This is a genomic window from Pseudomonas sp. Pseusp3 (genome assembly GCF_047304225.1).
In the GTDB taxonomy this organism is placed as follows: domain Bacteria; phylum Pseudomonadota; class Gammaproteobacteria; order Pseudomonadales; family Pseudomonadaceae; genus Aquipseudomonas; species Aquipseudomonas fluorescens_CD.
In genome coordinates, this window is the sequence record NZ_JBGLYV010000042.1 from 36,189 (window position 1) to 54,577 (window position 18,389).

Consider the following 18,389-nt stretch of genomic DNA (forward strand, 5'->3'; position numbering starts at 1 on the left):
AAAAGCCCCTGATGTCAGCATCAGGGGCTTTTTCGTTACAGAAGATTAGCCTTCTGCTTGTACTTCGTCAGCCTGCATGCCTTTCTGGCCCTGCACGGCGATGAAGGTCACTTTCTGGCCTTCTTTCAGGCTCTTGAAACCGTTGCCCTGAATAGCGCGGAAATGCACGAACAGATCCGGACCGCTTTCTGGAGTGATAAAACCAAAACCTTTCTCGTCGTTAAACCACTTGACGGTACCGCTCTGACGTTGGGACATTTCTTATTTCCTTTGACGCAAAAATTAATGACAGTCTCTTTCTCATGAAAGAGTACTGGGGCTGGTTGCAGGAGAGTAAGAAGACGTCGAACGGGATGTAGCTAACTTGTAGGCTACTGCCCAGGTCACGATTCCAAGCGACCCATGCAAACACAGTGAACAAACTCTACGCCAACTACGGGAGAAAAAACAAGCCCTGTGAAGGCCCCGTATTTCCTCAGGTTGATGGCAAAGTCAGTCCACTAGCGAGGCCTTATACGCTAACGTTGTTCAAATGCTTTCGAACGTTATAAGCAAAGTTCATAATCGAAGCTTAGAGCCAAACAATGCACTATTTTATGGCGGTTGCGTTACACATTAGTGCGCTGTTAACGCAACCGCGTTACTTATAGGAACATTCAATCAGCCGCGATAGTAGCGTTGTGGAACAAATGGCATTTTGCTTACAAGCAAAGGCACCTTTTTCCCACGAACGATCGCCCAGACGGGGGTGTCCAGTGCGATATATGCGCTGTCGACATAACCCATGGCCAGCGGCCCGCCCAGGGTCGGCCCGAAACCGCCGCTGCAGACGCTACCGATGATGTCGCCGGCTTCGTTGACGATCTCGGCACCCTCACGCACCGGCGTGCGTTCTTGCGGTAACAGGCCGACGCGTTTGCGGCTGACACCTGCCTGTTGCTGGGCGAATACGCTTTCGGCGCCCGGGAAGCCGCCGGCACGAGCACCATCGGCACGACGTGGCTTGGAGATGGCCCACAGCAGGCTTGCTTCGATCGGGCTGGTCTCGGTGTTCATGTCATGGCCGTACAGGCACAGACCGGCTTCCAGGCGCAGGGAGTCGCGGGCGCCAAGGCCGATGGCAGCCACTTCCGCTTCAGCCAGCAGCGCACGAGCCAGGGTTTCGGCGTTGGCAGCGGGTACGGAAATTTCGAAACCGTCTTCACCGGTGTAACCCGAGCGGCTGACAAAGCAGTCCACGCCCAGCAGTTTCACGCGGGCGAACTGCATGAAGGTCATCTTCGCCACTTCCGGGGCCAGACGCGCCAGTACGGTAACCGCCGCCGGGCCTTGCAGGGCGAGCAGGGCGCGCTCTTCGAACAGCGGCTCGATCGTGCACTGGTCGCCAATGTGCTTGCGCAGATGCGCCAGGTCCTGGTCCTTGCAGGCGGCGTTGACCACCAGGAACAGTTCGTCGTTGCCCAGGTTGGCGACCATCAGGTCGTCGAGGATGCCGCCGGTGGCGTTGGTGAACATCGCGTAACGCTGCATGCCCACTGGCAGGTCGATGATGTCCACTGGCACCAGGGTTTCCAGAGCCTTGGCGGCATTGGCACCGGTCAGGCGGATCTGGCCCATGTGCGAGACATCGAACAGCCCGGCCTGGTCACGGGTGTGCTGGTGTTCTTTCATCACGCCCAGCGGGTATTGCACGGGCATGTCGTAGCCGGCGAACGGCACCATGCGCGCGCCGAGTTCGATGTGCAGTGCGTGCAGCGGGGTTTTCAACAGTTGTTCGGTGGACATATTCAGCTCCTGAAGAAGGGTGCAGATGAGCGCACATCAGCACTCGATAATGTTGACCGCCAAACCGCCACGGGCGGTTTCCTTGTATTTGCTTTTCATGTCGGCGCCGGTCTGGCGCATGGTGCGGATGACCTTGTCGAGGGAGACGAAGTGTTGCCCGTCGCCGCGCATGGCCATGCGCACGGCATTGATGGCTTTGACCGAACCCATGGCGTTGCGCTCGATGCAAGGCACTTGCACCAGCCCGCCAATCGGGTCGCAGGTCAGCCCGAGGTTGTGTTCCATGCCGATTTCCGCGGCGTTCTCCACTTGTTGCACGCTGCCGCCCAGCACTTCGCACAAGGCACCGGCGGCCATCGAACAGGCAACGCCGACTTCACCCTGGCAGCCGACTTCGGCGCCGGAAATCGAGGCGTTTTCCTTGTACAGAATGCCGATGGCGGCGGCAGTGAGCAGAAAGCGCACCACGCCGTCGTCAGTCGCGCCGGGGATGAAGCGCATGTAGTAATGCAGCACCGCCGGAATGATCCCGGCCGCGCCGTTGGTGGGCGCCGTTACGACGCGCCCGCCGTTGGCGTTCTCTTCGTTGACCGCCAGGGCGTAGAGGTTGACCCAGTCGAGCACCGACAGCGGATCGCGTAACGACGATTCCGGGTTCTTGCACAATTGCCGATGCAGCGCGGCGGCCCGGCGCTTGACCTTCAGCCCGCCGGGCAGGATGCCTTCATTGCGGCAACCGGCGGCCACACAGTCCTGCATCACTTGCCAGATGTTCAGCAGGCCGGCGCGGGTTTCCGCTTCCGGGCGCCAGGCGCTTTCGTTGGTCAGCATCACCTGGCTGATGGACAGCCCGTACTTGACGCAATGACCGAGAAGATCCTTGGCGCTTTTGAACGGGAAGGTCAGGGGCGTGGCGTCTTCGACGATGCGGTCGGCGCCGGCGGCGTCCTCGTCAACCACAAAACCGCCGCCGACCGAGTAGTACTCGCGGCTGCGCACTTGCAGGCCGGCGGCGTCGAAGGCGCGGAAGATCATGCCGTTGGGGTGATAGGGCAAGGGTTTGCGAATCATCGCCAGGTGTTCTTTCTCGTTGAACGCAATGCTGTGTTCACCGAGCAGGTTCAAGCGACCGCTACCGCGAATGTCTTGCAGACGGGCGGCGACGGTTTCAGTGTCCACGGTGTCCGGATGCTCGCCTTCCAGGCCGAGCAATACCGCCTTGTCGCTGCCGTGGCCCTTGCCGGTGGCGCCGAGCGAGCCGTAGAGCTCGACTTTGACGCAGGTGGTGGCCGTCAGCAGCCCTTCACGACGCAAACCTTCGACGAAACGCGCAGCGGCGCGCATCGGGCCGACGGTGTGGGAGCTGGAGGGGCCGATGCCAATCTTGAACAGGTCGAACACGCTTAACGACATGGTGGTTCTCCGGTTTCTTGTTATAGGAATTGGCGGAAACAGGGGGGTATCGCAGATCCCCGTGGGAGCGGGCTTGCTCGCGAAAGCGGTGGATCAGTCACCATCAATGTTGTCTGACCCACCGCTTTCGCGAGCAAGCCCGCTCCCACAAGGGGATATGCGGTGTTCTTGAGAGGGGCGGGCAAGCCGCCCCTCATTGGTTTAAGCGTAGCTTTCGATCGACGGGCAGGCGCAGACCAGGTTGCGGTCGCCAAACACGTTGTCGACGCGACCGACCGGTGGCCAGTACTTGCCTTCGATCAGCGACGCAACCGGGTAAACCGCTTGCTCACGGCTGTACGGGTGCGACCACTCGCCGACCAGTTCCTTGGCAGTGTGCGGAGCGTTTTTCAGCGGGTTGTCGTCCTTGTCCAGGGTGCCGTTTTCCACCGCGCGGATTTCTTCGCGGATGCGGATCATGGCATCGCAGAAGCGGTCCAGTTCTTCCTTGGATTCGCTTTCGGTCGGCTCGATCATCAACGTGCCAGCCACCGGGAACGACATGGTCGGCGCGTGGAAGCCGAAGTCGATCAGGCGCTTGGCCACGTCATCGACGCTGATGCCGCTGCTGTCTTTGAGCGGACGCAGGTCGAGGATGCACTCGTGCGCCACCAGGCCGTTGCTGCCGGTGTACAGCACAGGGTAGTGCTCTTCGAGGCGACGGGAGATGTAGTTGGCATTGAGGATCGCCAACTGCGATGCACGCTTGAGACCCGCGCCGCCCATCATGCGAATGTACATCCAGGTGATCGGCAGAATGCTTGCGCTGCCGAACGGTGCCGCGCAAACGGCGCCTTCCTTGCGCTCCATCTGTGCGTGGCCCGGCAGGAATGGCGCCAGGTGCGATTTCACGCCGATCGGGCCGACACCCGGGCCGCCACCGCCGTGCGGAATGCAGAAGGTCTTGTGCAGGTTCAGGTGCGAAACGTCGCCGCCGAACTTGCCCGGTGCGCAGAGGCCGACCATGGCGTTCATGTTGGCGCCGTCGATGTACACCTGGCCGCCGTTGTCATGAATGATGCCGCAGATTTCGCGGATGCCTTCTTCGAACACACCGTGGGTCGACGGGTAGGTGATCATCAGCGCAGCGAGGTGTTCGCGGTGCTCGATGGCCTTGGCGCGCAGGTCTTCGATGTCGACGTTGCCACGGGCATCGCAAGCGGTGACGACGACACGCATGCCGGCCATTTGTGCAGTGGCCGGGTTGGTGCCGTGGGCCGACGACGGGATCAGGCAGATGTCGCGACGGTCTTCGCCACGGCTCTGGTGGTAGGCACGAATCGCCAGGAGACCGGCGTATTCACCCTGGGAACCGGCGTTTGGTTGCAAGGACACCGAGTCATAGCCGGTCGCAGCGCAAAGCATGGCTTCCAGTTCGTCGGTCAGTTGCTGGTAGCCGGCGCTTTGCACGGCCGGGGCGAACGGGTGCAGGGCGCCGAACTCGGCCCAGGTCACCGGGATCATTTCGCTGGCGGCGTTGAGTTTCATGGTGCACGAACCCAGCGGGATCATGGTGCGGTCCAGCGCCAGGTCCTTGTCCGCCAGTTTGCGCAGGTAACGCATCAGCTCGGTTTCCGAGTGATAGCGGTTGAACACCGGGTGGCTGAGGATCGGCGACTGACGCACCAGCGCGGCCGGGATGGTGCTCTGTACCGAGGCGGCGAGGGCGGTGAAGTCCGGCAGGGCCTTGCCGTCGGACAGCAGGCTCCACAGGGTTTCAACGTCGGCCTGAGTGGTGGTTTCGTCCAGGGACAGGCCCAGGCGCTCGCCATCGACCACGCGCAGGTTGATGCGCTGGGCATGCGCCTTGTCGTGCAGGGCGGCGGTTTGAGCGCCGGTCTTCACGGTCAGGGTGTCGAAGAAGCTCGCTTGCTCGACGTTCAGACCCAGTGCGCTCAAGCCTTTGGCCAGGATTGCAGTCAGGTGATGCACGCGATTGGCGATCTGCGTCAGGCCTTTTGGACCGTGGTACACGGCATACATGCTGGCGATGTTGGCCAGCAGTACTTGCGCGGTGCAGATGTTGCTGGTGGCTTTCTCGCGACGGATGTGTTGCTCGCGGGTCTGCATGGCCAGGCGCAGGGCCGGGTTGCCGAAGCGGTCTACCGAAACACCGACCAGGCGGCCCGGCATGTCACGTTTGAATGCGTCTTTAGTGGAGAAGTACGCTGCGTGTGGGCCACCGAAGCCCAGCGGCACGCCGAAGCGTTGTGCGCTGCCGATGGCCACGTCGGCGCCGAATTCGCCAGGGGCGGTCAGCACGGTCAGGGCCAGCAGGTCCGCAGCCACGGCGACGAGGGCGTTGGCAGCGTGGAAGCGTTCGGTCAGCTCGCGGTAATCGAACACGTCACCGTTGCTCGCCGGGTATTGCAGCAGGGCGCCGAAGAATGGCGTCACGTCGCTCAGTTCACGCTCGTCACCCACCACCACGTCGATGCCCAGAGGCTCGGCACGGGTGCGCAGTACGTCGAGGGTCTGCGGGTGGCAATGCACGGAGGCGAAGAAAGCGTGGCTGCTTTTGTTCTTGCTCAGGCGTTTGCAGAAGGTCATGGCTTCGGCAGCGGCGGTGGCTTCGTCGAGCAGGGAAGCGTTGGCGATCGGCAGGCCGGTGAGGTCGCTGATCAGGGTCTGGAAGTTCAGCAGCGCTTCGAGACGGCCCTGGGAGATTTCTGGCTGGTACGGGGTGTAGGCGGTGTACCAGGCCGGGTTTTCCAGCAGGTTGCGCAGGATCGGCGACGGCGTGTGGGTGCCGTAGTAGCCTTGGCCGATGTAGGTCTTGAACAGCTGGTTTTTAGTTGCGATGGACTTGATCAAGGCCAGGGCATCGGCTTCGCTCAGGCCGTCTTCCAGGCCGAGGACGCTGGTGCCCTTGATGCTGTCGGGAATCACGCTGGCGCTCAGGGCTTCCAGGGAGTCGAAACCGAGGCTGTTGAGCATCGCTTGCTCGTCACCGGCGCGCGGGCCGATGTGACGGGCGATGAATTCGTTGGCGGTGGTCAGATTGATTTGAGTCATGTCGGTGCTCCTCAGGCTTCGGCTTGGGCTTTGATCAGGCGGTCGTAGGCGTCCTGATCCAGCAGTTGGCCGACGGCGGCGGCGTCGCTTGGTTTGAAACGGAAGAACCAGCCTTCACCCAGCGGATCTTCGTTGACCAGTTCCGGGCTGCTGTCCAGCGCCGGGTTCACTTCCAGTACTTCGCCATCCAGCGGCATGTACACGCCGCTGGCGGCCTTTACCGATTCCACGGTGGCGGCTTCGGCGCCTTTGTCGTAGGACTGCAGCTCAGGCAGTTGAACGAAAACCACGTCGCCCAGGGCGTTCTGTGCGAAAGCGGTGATGCCGACGGTGACGCTGCCGTCAGCTTCGGTGCGCAGCCATTCGTGATCTTCAGTAAAACGCAACTCGCTCATGGAAACTCCTAAGGGGCCAGACTCGTCTGGTGGACGCGATTGAATGCTTGGGCGATGCCCTGGTTATGGAGGACTACATAGCAAGAACGCGGCCAACGTTGTTTTTATTGTTATTGATCAATGATTTAGGTGGTTTCGACAAACGCTGAAATTCAATCACTGTAGCGAAATCGATACGGCGTATGTCAAGGATAAAAGCCGAGGTGGATCAAAGCCTTGCACAGCCGTGATCGGAGAGGGGTGTAGCGATATCGTTCCGCTGTAGCGCTTTCAGTACAGGTGGAGGTCGTTTTTGAACCCGGTTTTGAATTTGACGAAGCTCATGTGGGAGCGGGCTTGCTCGCGAAAGCGTAGTGGCAGGCGACGATGTATTGACTGATGTACCGCCTTCGCGAGCAAGCCCGCTCCCACAGGGATCTGCGGTGAGGCCTCAAGCCTTGCCCGGAATCCCGTACTTGCGCAACCGATGGGCAATCGCGGTATGGGAGGTTTGCAGGCGGGTCGCGAGTTGCCGGGTCGAGGGATAGCTGACGTAGAGTTTTTCCAGCAGGGTTTTCTCGAATTCGTCCATGGCCTGCTCGAGGCTGTCGACGTCATGGTCGCTCTGGCGGGCCACCGAGGTGCCGGCGATGTCGAGGTCGCCAATGTCCACCAGACTGCTTTCGCAGATCGCCGCGGCGCGGAAGATCACGTTCTGCAATTGCCGCACGTTGCCCGGCCAGCGGTTGCCCAGCAGCGCCGGGTAAGTGCCCGGCGCCAGGCGACAGACCGGGCGCTGGATCTGCGCGCAGGCCTGCTGCATGAAGTAACGGGCCAGTAGCAGAATATCCTGGCCGCGCTCGCGTAGCGGCGGCACTTCAACGTTGAGGACGTTGAGGCGATAGAACAGGTCTTCGCGGAACAGGCCTTCGCTGACCATTTTTTCCAGGTCGCGGTGGGTCGCACTGAGAATCCGTACGTTGACCTTGACCTCACGGTCACCGCCGACCCGGCGAAAACTGCCGTCGTTGAGGAAACGCAGCAATTTGGCCTGCAGATACGGCGACATCTCGCCGATCTCATCGAGAAACACCGTGCCCTGGTTGGCCAGTTCCATCAGCCCTGGCTTGCCACCTCGTTGCGCGCCGGTAAAAGCGCCGGGGGCGTAGCCGAACAGTTCACTTTCGGCGAGGTTCTCCGGTAATGCCGCGCAGTTCAATGCCAGAAACGGCGCGCTGTGCCGGGCGCTGATGGCGTGGCAGGCGCGGGCCACCAGCTCCTTGCCGGTGCCGGTTTCGCCCTGGATCAACAGCGGTGCGTCGAGGGCCGCCACCCGCTGGGCGCGCGCCTTGAGGGTGCGGATCACCGGGGATTCGCCGAGCAGTGCATCGAAACCTTCGGCATGGTCATGGTGCAGCGCGGACAGGCGTTCGCCGATGCGGTTCGGTTGGTACAGGGTCAGTAAGGCGCCGGCGTCGGTGATCGGTGTGGCGTCGAGCAACAAGGTCTGGCCGTTGACGGTGATTTCCCGCAGCGGCAGGCGAAAGCCGTGTTCGAGCAGGGTGTCGAGCAAGGCCGGGTCGGCAAACAGGTCGGCCACGCTTTCGCCGTCGGGTTCGCGGCCGTACAGGGCGATCAGGGCCGGGTTGGCCAGCAGCACCTTGCCGTCGCTGTCCAGCGCCAGCACCGGGTCGGTCATGGCGGCCAGCAACGCGTCGAGCTGCAGGTGCCGGCGCTGGCCGGGCAGGATGTCGACCACCGTCACCGCTTGCACGCCACGCACGCTGAACAGGGCATCACGCAGTTCCTCGAGGACTTGCGGGCTCAGGGTCGGAGCGTCGATGTAAACATTGGGCGGGACCATTTCCACCGCATCCAGGTTCAGATTGCGCCCGCCGAGCAGGGCCAGGACTTCCTGGGTGATACCGACGCGGTCGATGAAGCTGACGTGGATACGCATGGGGCGGTTTCGGGTTCTGCAGTGCGGAGGGTGGCAAGTATGCCTTGGGGCGGGCTAATGGTGAAATCCTGCGCGGACTTCAATGGGGCGATGATCCTCCTGTGGGAGCGGGCTTGCTCGCGAAAGCGGTGTATCAGTCGCCAAGGATGGTGTCTGACACGACGCCTTCGCGAGCAAGCCCGCTCCCACAGGGGAAATGTGGGTTACTCGAATTTCTCGAGATCTATCGGGTCGCCGGACTTCATATTCAGCTGTTTGCGTATGTCTTCAAACATCAGATCGTAGTGCTTGTGTGTCGAACCGATCTGACTATGGGTCTTTGGAATACCGTACTTCTCGGCGATTTTCGTCACGTTGCTGGCGAAGTTGTAGGCCTCCTCCTTGGGCAGGAAGAAGGGCTCTGACATGACCTTGCCCTGAATGCTGCCGTGCATGGTGAACTGGATGCCTTTTTCGCCTTTGGCATTCTTGCTGACTTCATAGTCGAGGTGCACGTTGTAGCTGACATCGTCCGGTGTCAGCGCATGACGCTCGATGTGCAAGTGACCTGGCTCAAACTGTGCCATGGGCGTCTCTCCTTACAAGTAGGTAATGCCAGGTGTTGCCGTGCTGATGCGCGTGCCGGCCGTGCCCTGGACGATCGCTTCGATATCCGCGAGTGAGCCGATCACCGCGACCTTTCCAGTATGGCGTGCGAATTCGCAGGCTGCCTGCACCTTCGGTCCCATCGAACCGGCAGCGAAGCCAAGTTTTTCCATTTCGTCGGGATGCGCCTGGGCGATGGCTTTCTGCGTGGGTTTGCCAAAGTCGATGAAAGCGGCGTTGACGTCAGTGGCGATCACCAGCAGGTCGGCTTCAAGCTGTTCGGCCAGCAGCGCCGAGCACAGGTCCTTGTCGATGACCGCTTCGACGCCTTCGAGTTTGCCGGGGGACGTATACATGGTCGGAATGCCGCCGCCACCGGCACAGATCACGATGCTGCTTTTTTCCAGCAGCCATTTGATCGGACGGATTTCGAAGATGCGTTTCGGTTTCGGGCTGGCGACCACACGGCGGTATTTGTCGCCGTCCGGGGCAATGGCCCAGCCTTTTTCGGCGGCGAGTTTTTCCGCATCGGCCTTGCTGTAGACCGGGCCGATGGGTTTGGTCGGGTTTTTGAAGGCCGGGTCATTGGCGTCGACTTCGACCTGGGTCAGCAGGGTCGCGAAGGGCACCTCGAAGTCCAGCAGGTTACCCAGTTCCTGTTCGATGATGTAGCCGATCATGCCTTCGGTTTCGGCGCCGAGCACGTCCAGCGGGTAAGGGGTGACGGAGGTGTAGGCCGCCGCCTGCAAAGACAGCAGGCCGACCTGGGGGCCATTGCCGTGGGCGATGACCAGTTGGTTGCCGGGATGAATCTTGGCGATCTGTTCGGTGGCGATCCGGATGTTGGCGCGCTGGTTGTCAGCGGTCATGGGTTCGCCCCGGCGGAGCAGGGCATTACCGCCCAGAGCAACGACGATACGCATGGTGCAGTCCTTCTAAAAGAGAAGTCACAATCAACCCGATCTCCCGGTTGGAATCGGACCAGTGTGGGAGCGGGCTCGCTCGCGAAGACGGAGTGTCAGTCGACATCATTGTTGCCTGATACACCGCTTTCGCGAGCAAGCCCGCTCCCACATTGACCGTGTTCCGTCTGTGGGAGTCGGGTGAGCCGTTAGAGATCCGCCAGCGTCGACACCAGAATCGCCTTGATGGTGTGCATGCGGTTTTCCGCTTGCTCGAAGGCGATGCAGGCCGGCGACTCGAATACGTCATCGGTCACTTCGATGCCGTTCTTCAGGTGCGGGTACTGCTCGGCAATCTGCTTGCCGATCTTGGTGTCGCTGTTGTGGAACGCCGGCAGGCAGTGCATGAACTTGGTGCGCGGGTTGCCGGTGGCTTTCATCAGTTCGGCGTTGACCTGGTACGGCAGCAGTTGCTGGATGCGTTCGGCCCAGGCTTCGACCGGCTCGCCCATCGACACCCAGACGTCGGTGTGGATGAAATCCACGCCCTTGACAGCGGCTTTCGGGTCTTCGGTGAGGGTGATGCGCGCGCCGCTTTCTTCCCCGTATTGTTTGCAGCGAGCCACCAGGTCGTCTGCCGGCCACAGGGCTTTGGGCGCGCAGATGCGCACGTCCATGCCGAGCTTGGCGCCGATCAGCAGCAGCGAGTTGCCCATGTTGTTTCGCGCATCGCCGAGATAGGCATAGCTGATCTCGTGGATGGGCTTGTCGGCGTGCTCACGCATGGTCAGCACGTCGGCGATCATTTGCGTCGGGTGATACTCGTCGGTGAGGCCGTTGAACACCGGTACGCCGGCGTACTTTGCCAGCTCCTCGACGATTTCCTGCTTGAAGCCACGGTACTCGATGGCGTCGTACATGCGCCCGAGCACACGGGCGGTGTCCTTCATGCTTTCCTTGTGACCGATCTGCGAGGAGTTCGGGTCGATGTAGGTGACATTGGCGCCCTGGTCATAGGCTGCGACTTCGAACGCGCAGCGGGTGCGGGTCGAGGTCTTTTCAAAGATCAGCGCGATATTGTTGCCCTTGAGATGCTGCTGTTCGGTGCCGGTGTACTTGGCACGCTTGAGGTCGCGGGACAGGTCGAGCAGGTAGCGCAATTCGCGAGGGGTGTGGTGTTCCAGGCTCAGCAGATTGCGGTTATGGATATTGAACGCCATTTTGGATCTCCTAAGGTGAGCAGGTTAGTAGTCAATCGGATCGCGGATGATCGGGCAGGTCATGCAATGGCCGCCGCCCCGTCCCCGGCCGAGTTCGCCGGCGCTGATGGTGATCACTTCCACGCCTGCCTTGCGCAGCAGGGTATTGGTGTAGGTATTGCGGTCGTAGCCGATGACCACGCCTGGCTCCACGGCCACCACGTTGTTGCCGTCGTCCCATTGCTCGCGTTCGGCGGCAAAGCTGTTGCCGCCGGTTTCCACCACACGCAGGGCCTTGAGGTTGAGGGCCTGGGCCACGGTGTCGAGGAAGTTGGTTTCTTCACGGCGGATGTCGATGCCGCCCGCTTTGCTTTCATCGGGACGCAGGGTGAAGGCGACGATCTGGTTCACCACTTCCGGGAAGATCGTGACGAGGTCGCGATCACAGAAGCTGAACACCGTGTCCAGGTGCATCGCCGCGCGGGATTTAGGCAGGCCGGCGACGATCACTTTCTCGACGGCCTTGTTTTTGAACAGGTTCACCGCCAGTTGGGCAATGGCCTGCCGCGACGAGCGTTCGCCCATGCCGATCAACACCACGCCGTTGCCGATCGGCATCACGTCACCGCCCTCGAGGGTGGAGTTGCCGTGGTCCTTGTCCGGGTCGCCGTACCAGATCTGGAAGTCGGCGTTGGTGAACTCGGGGTGGAATTTGTAGATGGCGGTGGTCAGCAGGGTTTCCTGGCGGCGTGCCGGCCAATACATCGGGTTGAGGGTGACGCCACCGTAGATCCAGCAGGTGGTATCGCGGGTGAACTGGGTGTTGGGCAGCGGCGGCAGGATGAAGCTGGAGTTGCCGAGGAAGTCGCGGAACATCTCGATGGCCTTGCCACCGAAACTGGTGGGCAAGTCATCGCCCGAAACGCCGCCGATCAGGAACTCGGCGATCTTGCGCGGCTCCAGGCTACGCAGCCACGAGGTGGTTTCGTTGATCAGGCCCAGGCCCACCGAATTGGCGGTGATCTTGCGTTCCAGGATCCAGTCCAGCGCTTCGGGAATGGCGACGATGTCGGTCAGCAGGTTGTGCATTTCCAGCACATCGATGTTGCGTTCGCGCATCTTGGTGACGAAGTCGAAGTGGTCGCGCTTGGCCTGGGCCACCCACAGCACGTCATCGAACAGCAGTTCATCGCAGTTGTTCGGGGTCAGCCGCTGATGGGCAAGTCCCGGGGAGCAAACCATGACTTTGCGCAGTTTGCCGGCTTCGGAATGGACGCCGTACTTAACTTTTTCCTTGGTCATTACAGTGATCCTCCAGATGTCAAAACAGGGTAGTTACAGAGTCAGGAAGCCGTCGTAGAGTCCGTAGGCCGCCACCACGGCGCCCACGACCACCGCAGCGAAAATCAGCTTCTCGACGTTGGTGAAAACCGGTTTGTTGATTTCCAGCTTGGCCTTGGCGAACAGGATCACGCCGGGGGCGTAGAGCAGGGCGGACAGCAGCAGGTATTTGATGCCGCCGGCGTACAGCAGCCAGATCGCGTAGATCAGGGCCACCGCGCCGATGATCAGATCCTTCTGCCGTTCGCCCGCCGCGCCTTCGTAGCTTTCGCCACGCACCGCCAACAGCAAGGCATAGGCTGCCGACCACAGGTAGGGCACCAGAATCATCGAGGTGGCGAGGTAGATCAGCGACAGGTAGGTGCTGGCCGAGAACAGTGTGATGATCAGGAAAATCTGCACCATGGCGTTGGTCAGCCACAGGGCGTTGACCGGTACATGGTTGGCGTTTTCCTTGCGCAGGAACTCCGGCATGGTGTGGTCCCTGGCGGCGGCGAACATGATCTCCGCGCACAGCAGCACCCACGACAGCAATGCCCCCAGCAACGAGATGATCAAACCGACGCTGATCAGCACCGCGCCCCAGTGACCGACCACATGCTCCAGCACGGCGGCCATTGACGGGTTCTGCAGTTTGGCCAGTTCCGGCTGGGTCATGATCCCCAGCGACAGCACGTTGACCAGGACCAGGAACAGCAGCACGGTGACGAAACCGATCACGGTGGCTTTACCCACATCGCTGCGTTTTTCCGCCCGGGCCGAAAAGATGCTCGCGCCTTCGATGCCGATGAACACCCATACGGTGACCAGCATCATTTTGCGCACCTGGTCCATCACGCTGCCCAGGTCCGGGTTCTTCAGGCCCCAGATGTCGGCGGTGAAGATGTCCAGCTTGAAGGCGAACAACGCGATCAACATGAACAGCAGCAGCGGCACAATCTTGGCGACGGTGGTCACCAGGTTGATGAACGCCGCTTCCTTGATGCCTCGCAGGACCAGGAAGTGTACGGCCCAGAGCAGCACCGAGGCGCCGATCACGGCAGCAGGGGTATTCCCCTCCCCAAATAGCGGAAAGAAATAGCCCAGGGTGCTGAACAAAAGTACGAAGTACCCCACGTTGCCCAGCCAGGCGCTGATCCAGTACCCCCAGGCGGACGAGAAGCCCATGTAGTCGCCGAAACCGGCCTTGGCGTAGGCGTAGACCCCACCATCCAGGTCGGGTTTGCGGTTGGCCAGGGTCTGGAACACGAACGCCAGGGTGAGCATGCCGACGGCGGTGATCGCCCAACCGATCAGAATGGCGCCGACGTCCGCACTCGCGGCCATGTTTTGTGGCAAGGAAAATATACCGCCACCAATCATTGAACCCACGACTAACGCAACCAGTGCGCCGAGTTTCAGTTTTCCGGGTGCTTCAGACATTGCATGACTCCAATGCAGGAGAAGAGAGGCAACAGACTAATTCTGTTGACTGTTCATTCAACTGATTTAGATCACTAAATGAGAGCGTTCCCAGGTTGTTGGCGGAGTGCCATCATTTACAATGCTTTTGCTTGTAATGCTTGTTTTAGAGCCTTTTCAAGATTATTTAAGTGTTTTTTGAGTTTGTTTCGAATTATGACGCTAGTTTGTTTTTCAGAATCTGCAAATTTTCTTCATGCATTTTTTGTACAGAATTGATGTATTAAAAAAACGTATAAAACAAATGATTATATCGACGTCCCTATAGCCGTTTTGTGCAAGTTAAAAGACGTTTATTGGCGTTATCCAATAAACGTTATTACTCTTCAGCAGTTTAGTTGAAGCCCGCCATGTGACGATCCCGCGGCAGGTGTCGCCCCCAAAGAAATGGAGATGCAATGATGTCGCAATCACCGAGCAAGCTTCGCCTGAGCGCGTTGATCGCGTTGGTGGTGGGGTCGATGATCGGCGGCGGGATTTTTTCCCTGCCGCAAAACATGGCGGCCAGGGCCGATGCGGGAGCGATCCTGATCGGTTGGGCAATCACTGCCGTCGGCATGCTCACCCTGGCGTTCGTGTTCCAGACCCTGGCCAATCGCAAGCCGGAGCTGGACTCCGGGGTGTATGCCTACGCCAAGGCCGGTTTTGGCGACTACATGGGCTTTTCTTCGGCCTGGGGGTACTGGATCAGCGCCTGGCTGGGCAACGTCGGCTACTTCGTGCTGCTGTTCAGCACCCTCGGGTATTTCTTTCCGGTCTTTGGCGAAGGCAACACACCGATAGCGATCGCCTGCGCTTCGCTGCTGCTGTGGACCGTGCATTTTGTGGTGATGCGCGGGATCAGGGAGGCTGCGTTCATCAATCAAGTGACCACCGTGGCCAAGATCGTGCCGCTGATCATGTTCATCGTGATCGCCGCCGTGGCGTTCAAGGCGGACGTCTTTACCCTCGATATCTGGGGCCGCAACAACCCGGAGTTTGGCAGCGTGATGGATCAGGTCCGGCACATGATGCTGGTCACCGTGTTCGTGTTCATCGGGATCGAGGGGGCCAGTGTCTATTCGGCCCGGGCGCAGAAACGTTCCGATGTAGGTCGGGCAACGGTGATCGGGTTCATTGGCGTGTTGGCGCTACTGGTGCTGGTGAACGTGCTGTCGCTGGGGATCATGACCCAGCCGGAGCTGGCGAAACTGCAGAACCCCTCGTTGGCGGCGGTGCTTGAACACATCGTCGGCCCCTGGGGGGCGTTGCTGATCAGCGTCGGCCTGGCGATCTCGTTGTTGGGTGCCTTGTTGTCCTGGGCGCTGTTGTGCGCCGAAATCCTGTTCGCCACGGCGAAAGACAAGACCATGCCGGCATTCCTGACCAGGGAAAACGCCAACCGTGTGCCAGTCAATGCGATGTGGCTGACCAACGCGATGATCCAGCTATTCCTGCTGATTACGCTGTTTTCCGCCGGTACTTACACCAGCCTGATTTATCTGGCGTCTTCCATGATTCTGGTGCCGTACCTGTGGTCGGCGGCCTATGCGGTGTTGTTGTGCGTACGCGGTGAAACCTACCAGCAGGCGCCGGCCGAGCGAAGCAAGGATCTGCTCATTGGCGCCATCGCCTTGAGTTACGCGGTGTGGTTGCTGTACGCCGGTGGCCTGAAATATTTGCTGCTGTCGGCGCTTCTGTATGCGCCGGGCGTGATCCTGTTTGCCAAGGCACGCCGTGAGCAGGGCATGCCATTGTTCACGGTCATCGAGAAAGGCATTTTCACCGCTGTCATTGGGGGCGCCGGGCTGGCGGCTTATGGGCTGTATAGCGGGGTGCTGAGTCTGTGAAGGTGTTGCTTGCGTATCAGCCACCCTATGACTGGCCGGCGATGCTGGGCTTTTTATCGGCACGGGCGATTGCGGGACTGGAAACGGTGGCCGATGGCGTTTACTCGCGCGGCATCGAACTGAAGGGTATGCACGGTACCCTTTCCATTCGGCCTGCTACGTCTGATGCCCTTGAGCTGACGCTGGATTTTCCCGACCCGAACGGTGTGCCCGAAATCGTCGCAAAAGTGCGGCGGATGTTCGACCTCGACGCTGATCTCGCCACGATCCATCGGCATTTAATATCCGTTGATCCGCTGATGGCCCGGTTGATTGCCCAGCGCCCCGGGCTGCGTGTACCGGGGGCGTGGGACGGTTTGGAGCTGGCGATCCGCGCGGTGCTGGGGCAGCAGATTACGGTGGTGGCGGCGATTCGCCTGGCAGGGAAACTGGTGGCGCAATATGGCGCACCGCTGGGTAGACCGTTGCCGGGATTGAGCCATGTGTTCCCCACGGCTGACGTGTTGGCGGGGGCCGATCTGGCTGCGTTGGGCATGCCGAAAAGCCGGGGCCGGACGTTGTCGGGTGTGGCTCAGGCATTACTCGATGATCCGCGATTATTCGAGCCCGGTCGCGAGGGGGGCGTAGCGCGGTTGCTGGCGTTGCACGGGATTGGTGACTGGACGGCGCAATACATTGCGTTGCGACAGTTGCGGGAGATGGATGGGTTTCCCAATGGCGACGTGGGGTTGATCAATGCGTTGGCGGTATTGGAGGGGGGGCCGGTGACAGCGAAACAGTTGCAGTTGCGGGGTGAAGGCTGGCGGCCCTATCGAGGGTATGCGGCGCAATTGCTGTGGACTTCGTTGAGTCGGGTGGACTGAGCTGATCCGGAATTTGTACTGGCAGTCCTGACGTCTTCGCGAGCAAGCCCGCTCCCACAGGGACTGCGTTTTTCCTGACTATCGCGATCAAATGTGGGAGCGGGCTTGCCCGCGAAGGCGATCTGGCCGTCACCACCAATGTGCGCGATGCGAACCCAGTTCCGTTGCCGGTAGCGCCCACTGCAACGGCGTCCCGGTTATCTTCAAAGGTGCGTGTAACCGATGTGCCGGCCCCCACGGTGTCTGCTCCACCATCAACCCCTGATCCTGCTCATCTTCCGCACGTAACGCTTCATTCGTCCCTGGTCCCTGCTCGATCAACAACTTCGCCGTACGCGCCAACGACAACCGCGCCGAGCCCCCCGTACCGTCGCTCAACCGCTGCGCCAACAACCTGATCGCACTGGCCGCCATCAAATACCCGGTGGCGTGATCGAGGGCCTGCACCGGCAACGGCGTCGGCTTGTCCACCTGCTTCCAGCGCATGCCCGCTTCGGCAATGCCACTGCTCATCTGCACCAGGCTGTCGAAGCCCCGGCGGTTTTGCCAAGGGCCACTCCAGCCATAGGCGCTCAGGCAAACATCAATCAGGTCCGGATTCAGTTGTTGGCGCTCATCCGTGCCGAAGCCAAGTCGCTGCAGCGCATCGGCACGATAGCCATGGAGCAGAATGTCGGCGTCCTTGAGCAGGCATTCGAATACGGCGCGGTCGGACTTGTCGTTCAGATCAAGACGCGCGCAACGTTTTCCCAACGTGACTTCCGGCACCACTCCCGGCTCGTTCCAGGTCGGCGGATCGATGCGCAAGACATCGGCGCCGAGGCCAGCCATGAAGCGACTGGCGATGGGGCCGGCGAGTACTCGGGTCAAGTCCAGCACCTTGATGCCCGCCAGTGGTTGAGTAACTGAACCAGTCCACGGTTTGCGGTTCTGGCCTGGGTCGTTGGCAAATAGAATCAAGGGCTCGGCATTGACCGCCTGTCCCTGAGGATGGGCCTGCCATTGATCCCAGGTACGCATTTGTGCGGCACAACCACCGGCATCGACCACCGCCTGTTCCAGCTCGTTCTTCGTCCATTGCGCCACTTTGCCGGCCATCGTTGCACGATCGGTACAGGCACCGAGCACGCTTTCAGCAGCGGCGCGGTGATGGGGCGCGTTGGTGTGCAGGCGAATCCAGCCATCGCGGGCGGCGTAGTCACCGGCCACCGGGTCCCACAGCGGTGGAACGTTCCAGCCGATCGGGCGAATCGAGGTGGCGAACCAGAAGGACGCCAGGCGTCGGTCAACTTCAAGGTCGGGCAGGCGTCCGGTTTGCTGGTGCAGCAGTTCGCTGGCGGCCTGGCCGGCGGCAGCAATGCTGGAGCAGGCCAGGTCAGTGACGGCAAACGCCGAGGGCAGGGCGCCGCTGGACGTGAATGGAATCCTGGTGTGAGGCAAACCGAGTGCGGATTGAATGGACGTGAGCAGATCAGTCATTGAAGAGCCCTCCGGAGCGAGAGCCCGATCTTAGTCCAAAACAGGTGACAAGCCAGATGAAACCTGTGGGAGCGGGCTTGCTCGCGAAGACGATCCATCATTCAACGATGATGGTGACGGTTACACCGCTTTCGCGAGCAAGCC

14 protein-coding genes are annotated in these 18,389 nt (G+C 60.7%); 2 read left to right on the forward strand and 12 right to left on the reverse strand.

Going from position 1 to position 18,389, the window contains the following annotated elements; translation table 11 throughout:
* Positions 1 to 45: 45 nt before the first annotated feature.
* From ACCD00_RS16060 to arcD (ACCD00_RS16110), 11 genes are all read right to left on the reverse strand, one after another.
* The gene (locus ACCD00_RS16060; protein WP_007931076.1) at positions 46 to 258 is read right to left on the reverse strand and encodes a cold-shock protein; all 213 of its coding nucleotides are present in this window, start codon (positions 256 to 258) and stop codon (positions 46 to 48) included.
* Positions 259 to 660: 402 nt separating this feature from the next.
* A complete protein-coding gene (gene gcvT, locus ACCD00_RS16065; RefSeq protein ID WP_413425984.1) occupies positions 661 to 1,785 on the reverse strand; it encodes a glycine cleavage system aminomethyltransferase GcvT in 1,125 nt (374 codons plus the stop codon).
* 36 nt (positions 1,786 to 1,821) lie between these two features.
* Complete coding sequence (locus ACCD00_RS16070) at positions 1,822 to 3,198, reverse strand: L-serine ammonia-lyase (protein WP_413425986.1); 1,377 nt, start codon at positions 3,196 to 3,198, stop codon at positions 1,822 to 1,824.
* A gap of 201 nt (positions 3,199 to 3,399) precedes the next feature.
* On the reverse strand, positions 3,400 to 6,252 hold the full coding sequence (gene gcvP / locus ACCD00_RS16075) for an aminomethyl-transferring glycine dehydrogenase (protein ID WP_413425988.1): 2,853 nt from the start codon (positions 6,250 to 6,252) through the stop codon (positions 3,400 to 3,402).
* Positions 6,253 to 6,263: 11 nt separating this feature from the next.
* A complete protein-coding gene (gcvH, locus tag ACCD00_RS16080) occupies positions 6,264 to 6,647 on the reverse strand; it encodes a glycine cleavage system protein GcvH (protein ID WP_007996035.1) in 384 nt (127 codons plus the stop codon).
* A 430-nt stretch (positions 6,648 to 7,077) separates the two neighbouring features.
* Positions 7,078 to 8,586: a sigma-54-dependent transcriptional regulator gene (locus tag ACCD00_RS16085; protein ID WP_413425991.1), complete on the reverse strand. Its 1,509-nt coding sequence runs from the start codon at positions 8,584 to 8,586 to the stop codon at positions 7,078 to 7,080.
* A 203-nt stretch (positions 8,587 to 8,789) separates the two neighbouring features.
* On the reverse strand, positions 8,790 to 9,152 hold the full coding sequence (locus ACCD00_RS16090) for a DUF5064 family protein (protein ID WP_008019233.1): 363 nt from the start codon (positions 9,150 to 9,152) through the stop codon (positions 8,790 to 8,792).
* Between the two features lie 12 nt (positions 9,153 to 9,164).
* Positions 9,165 to 10,094: a carbamate kinase gene (arcC, locus tag ACCD00_RS16095; protein WP_413425993.1), complete on the reverse strand. Its 930-nt coding sequence runs from the start codon at positions 10,092 to 10,094 to the stop codon at positions 9,165 to 9,167.
* A gap of 188 nt (positions 10,095 to 10,282) precedes the next feature.
* Complete coding sequence (locus ACCD00_RS16100) at positions 10,283 to 11,293, reverse strand: ornithine carbamoyltransferase (protein WP_413425995.1); 1,011 nt, start codon at positions 11,291 to 11,293, stop codon at positions 10,283 to 10,285.
* Positions 11,294 to 11,317: 24 nt separating this feature from the next.
* A complete protein-coding gene (arcA, locus tag ACCD00_RS16105) occupies positions 11,318 to 12,574 on the reverse strand; it encodes an arginine deiminase (RefSeq protein WP_111279888.1) in 1,257 nt (418 codons plus the stop codon).
* Between the two features lie 33 nt (positions 12,575 to 12,607).
* The gene (gene arcD, locus ACCD00_RS16110; protein WP_111279889.1) at positions 12,608 to 14,035 is read right to left on the reverse strand and encodes an arginine-ornithine antiporter; all 1,428 of its coding nucleotides are present in this window, start codon (positions 14,033 to 14,035) and stop codon (positions 12,608 to 12,610) included.
* Positions 14,036 to 14,475: 440 nt separating this feature from the next.
* Here arcD (ACCD00_RS16110) and arcD (ACCD00_RS16115) point away from each other — a divergent pair, with 440 nt between their 5' ends.
* The gene (gene arcD, locus ACCD00_RS16115; RefSeq protein WP_413426005.1) at positions 14,476 to 15,903 is read left to right on the forward strand and encodes an arginine-ornithine antiporter; all 1,428 of its coding nucleotides are present in this window, start codon (positions 14,476 to 14,478) and stop codon (positions 15,901 to 15,903) included.
* Entirely contained in the window at positions 15,900 to 16,766 is an 867-nt protein-coding gene (locus ACCD00_RS16120; protein ID WP_413425998.1) for a DNA-3-methyladenine glycosylase family protein, read from the forward strand. Before arcD (ACCD00_RS16115) ends, ACCD00_RS16120 begins: the two co-directional genes overlap by 4 nt.
* A 129-nt stretch (positions 16,767 to 16,895) precedes the next feature.
* On the opposite strand, the gene ACCD00_RS16125 is transcribed toward ACCD00_RS16120, so the two are convergent.
* Entirely contained in the window at positions 16,896 to 18,245 is a 1,350-nt protein-coding gene (locus ACCD00_RS16125) for a CoA transferase (protein WP_413426000.1), read from the reverse strand.
* Between the last annotated feature and the right edge of the window lie 144 nt (positions 18,246 to 18,389).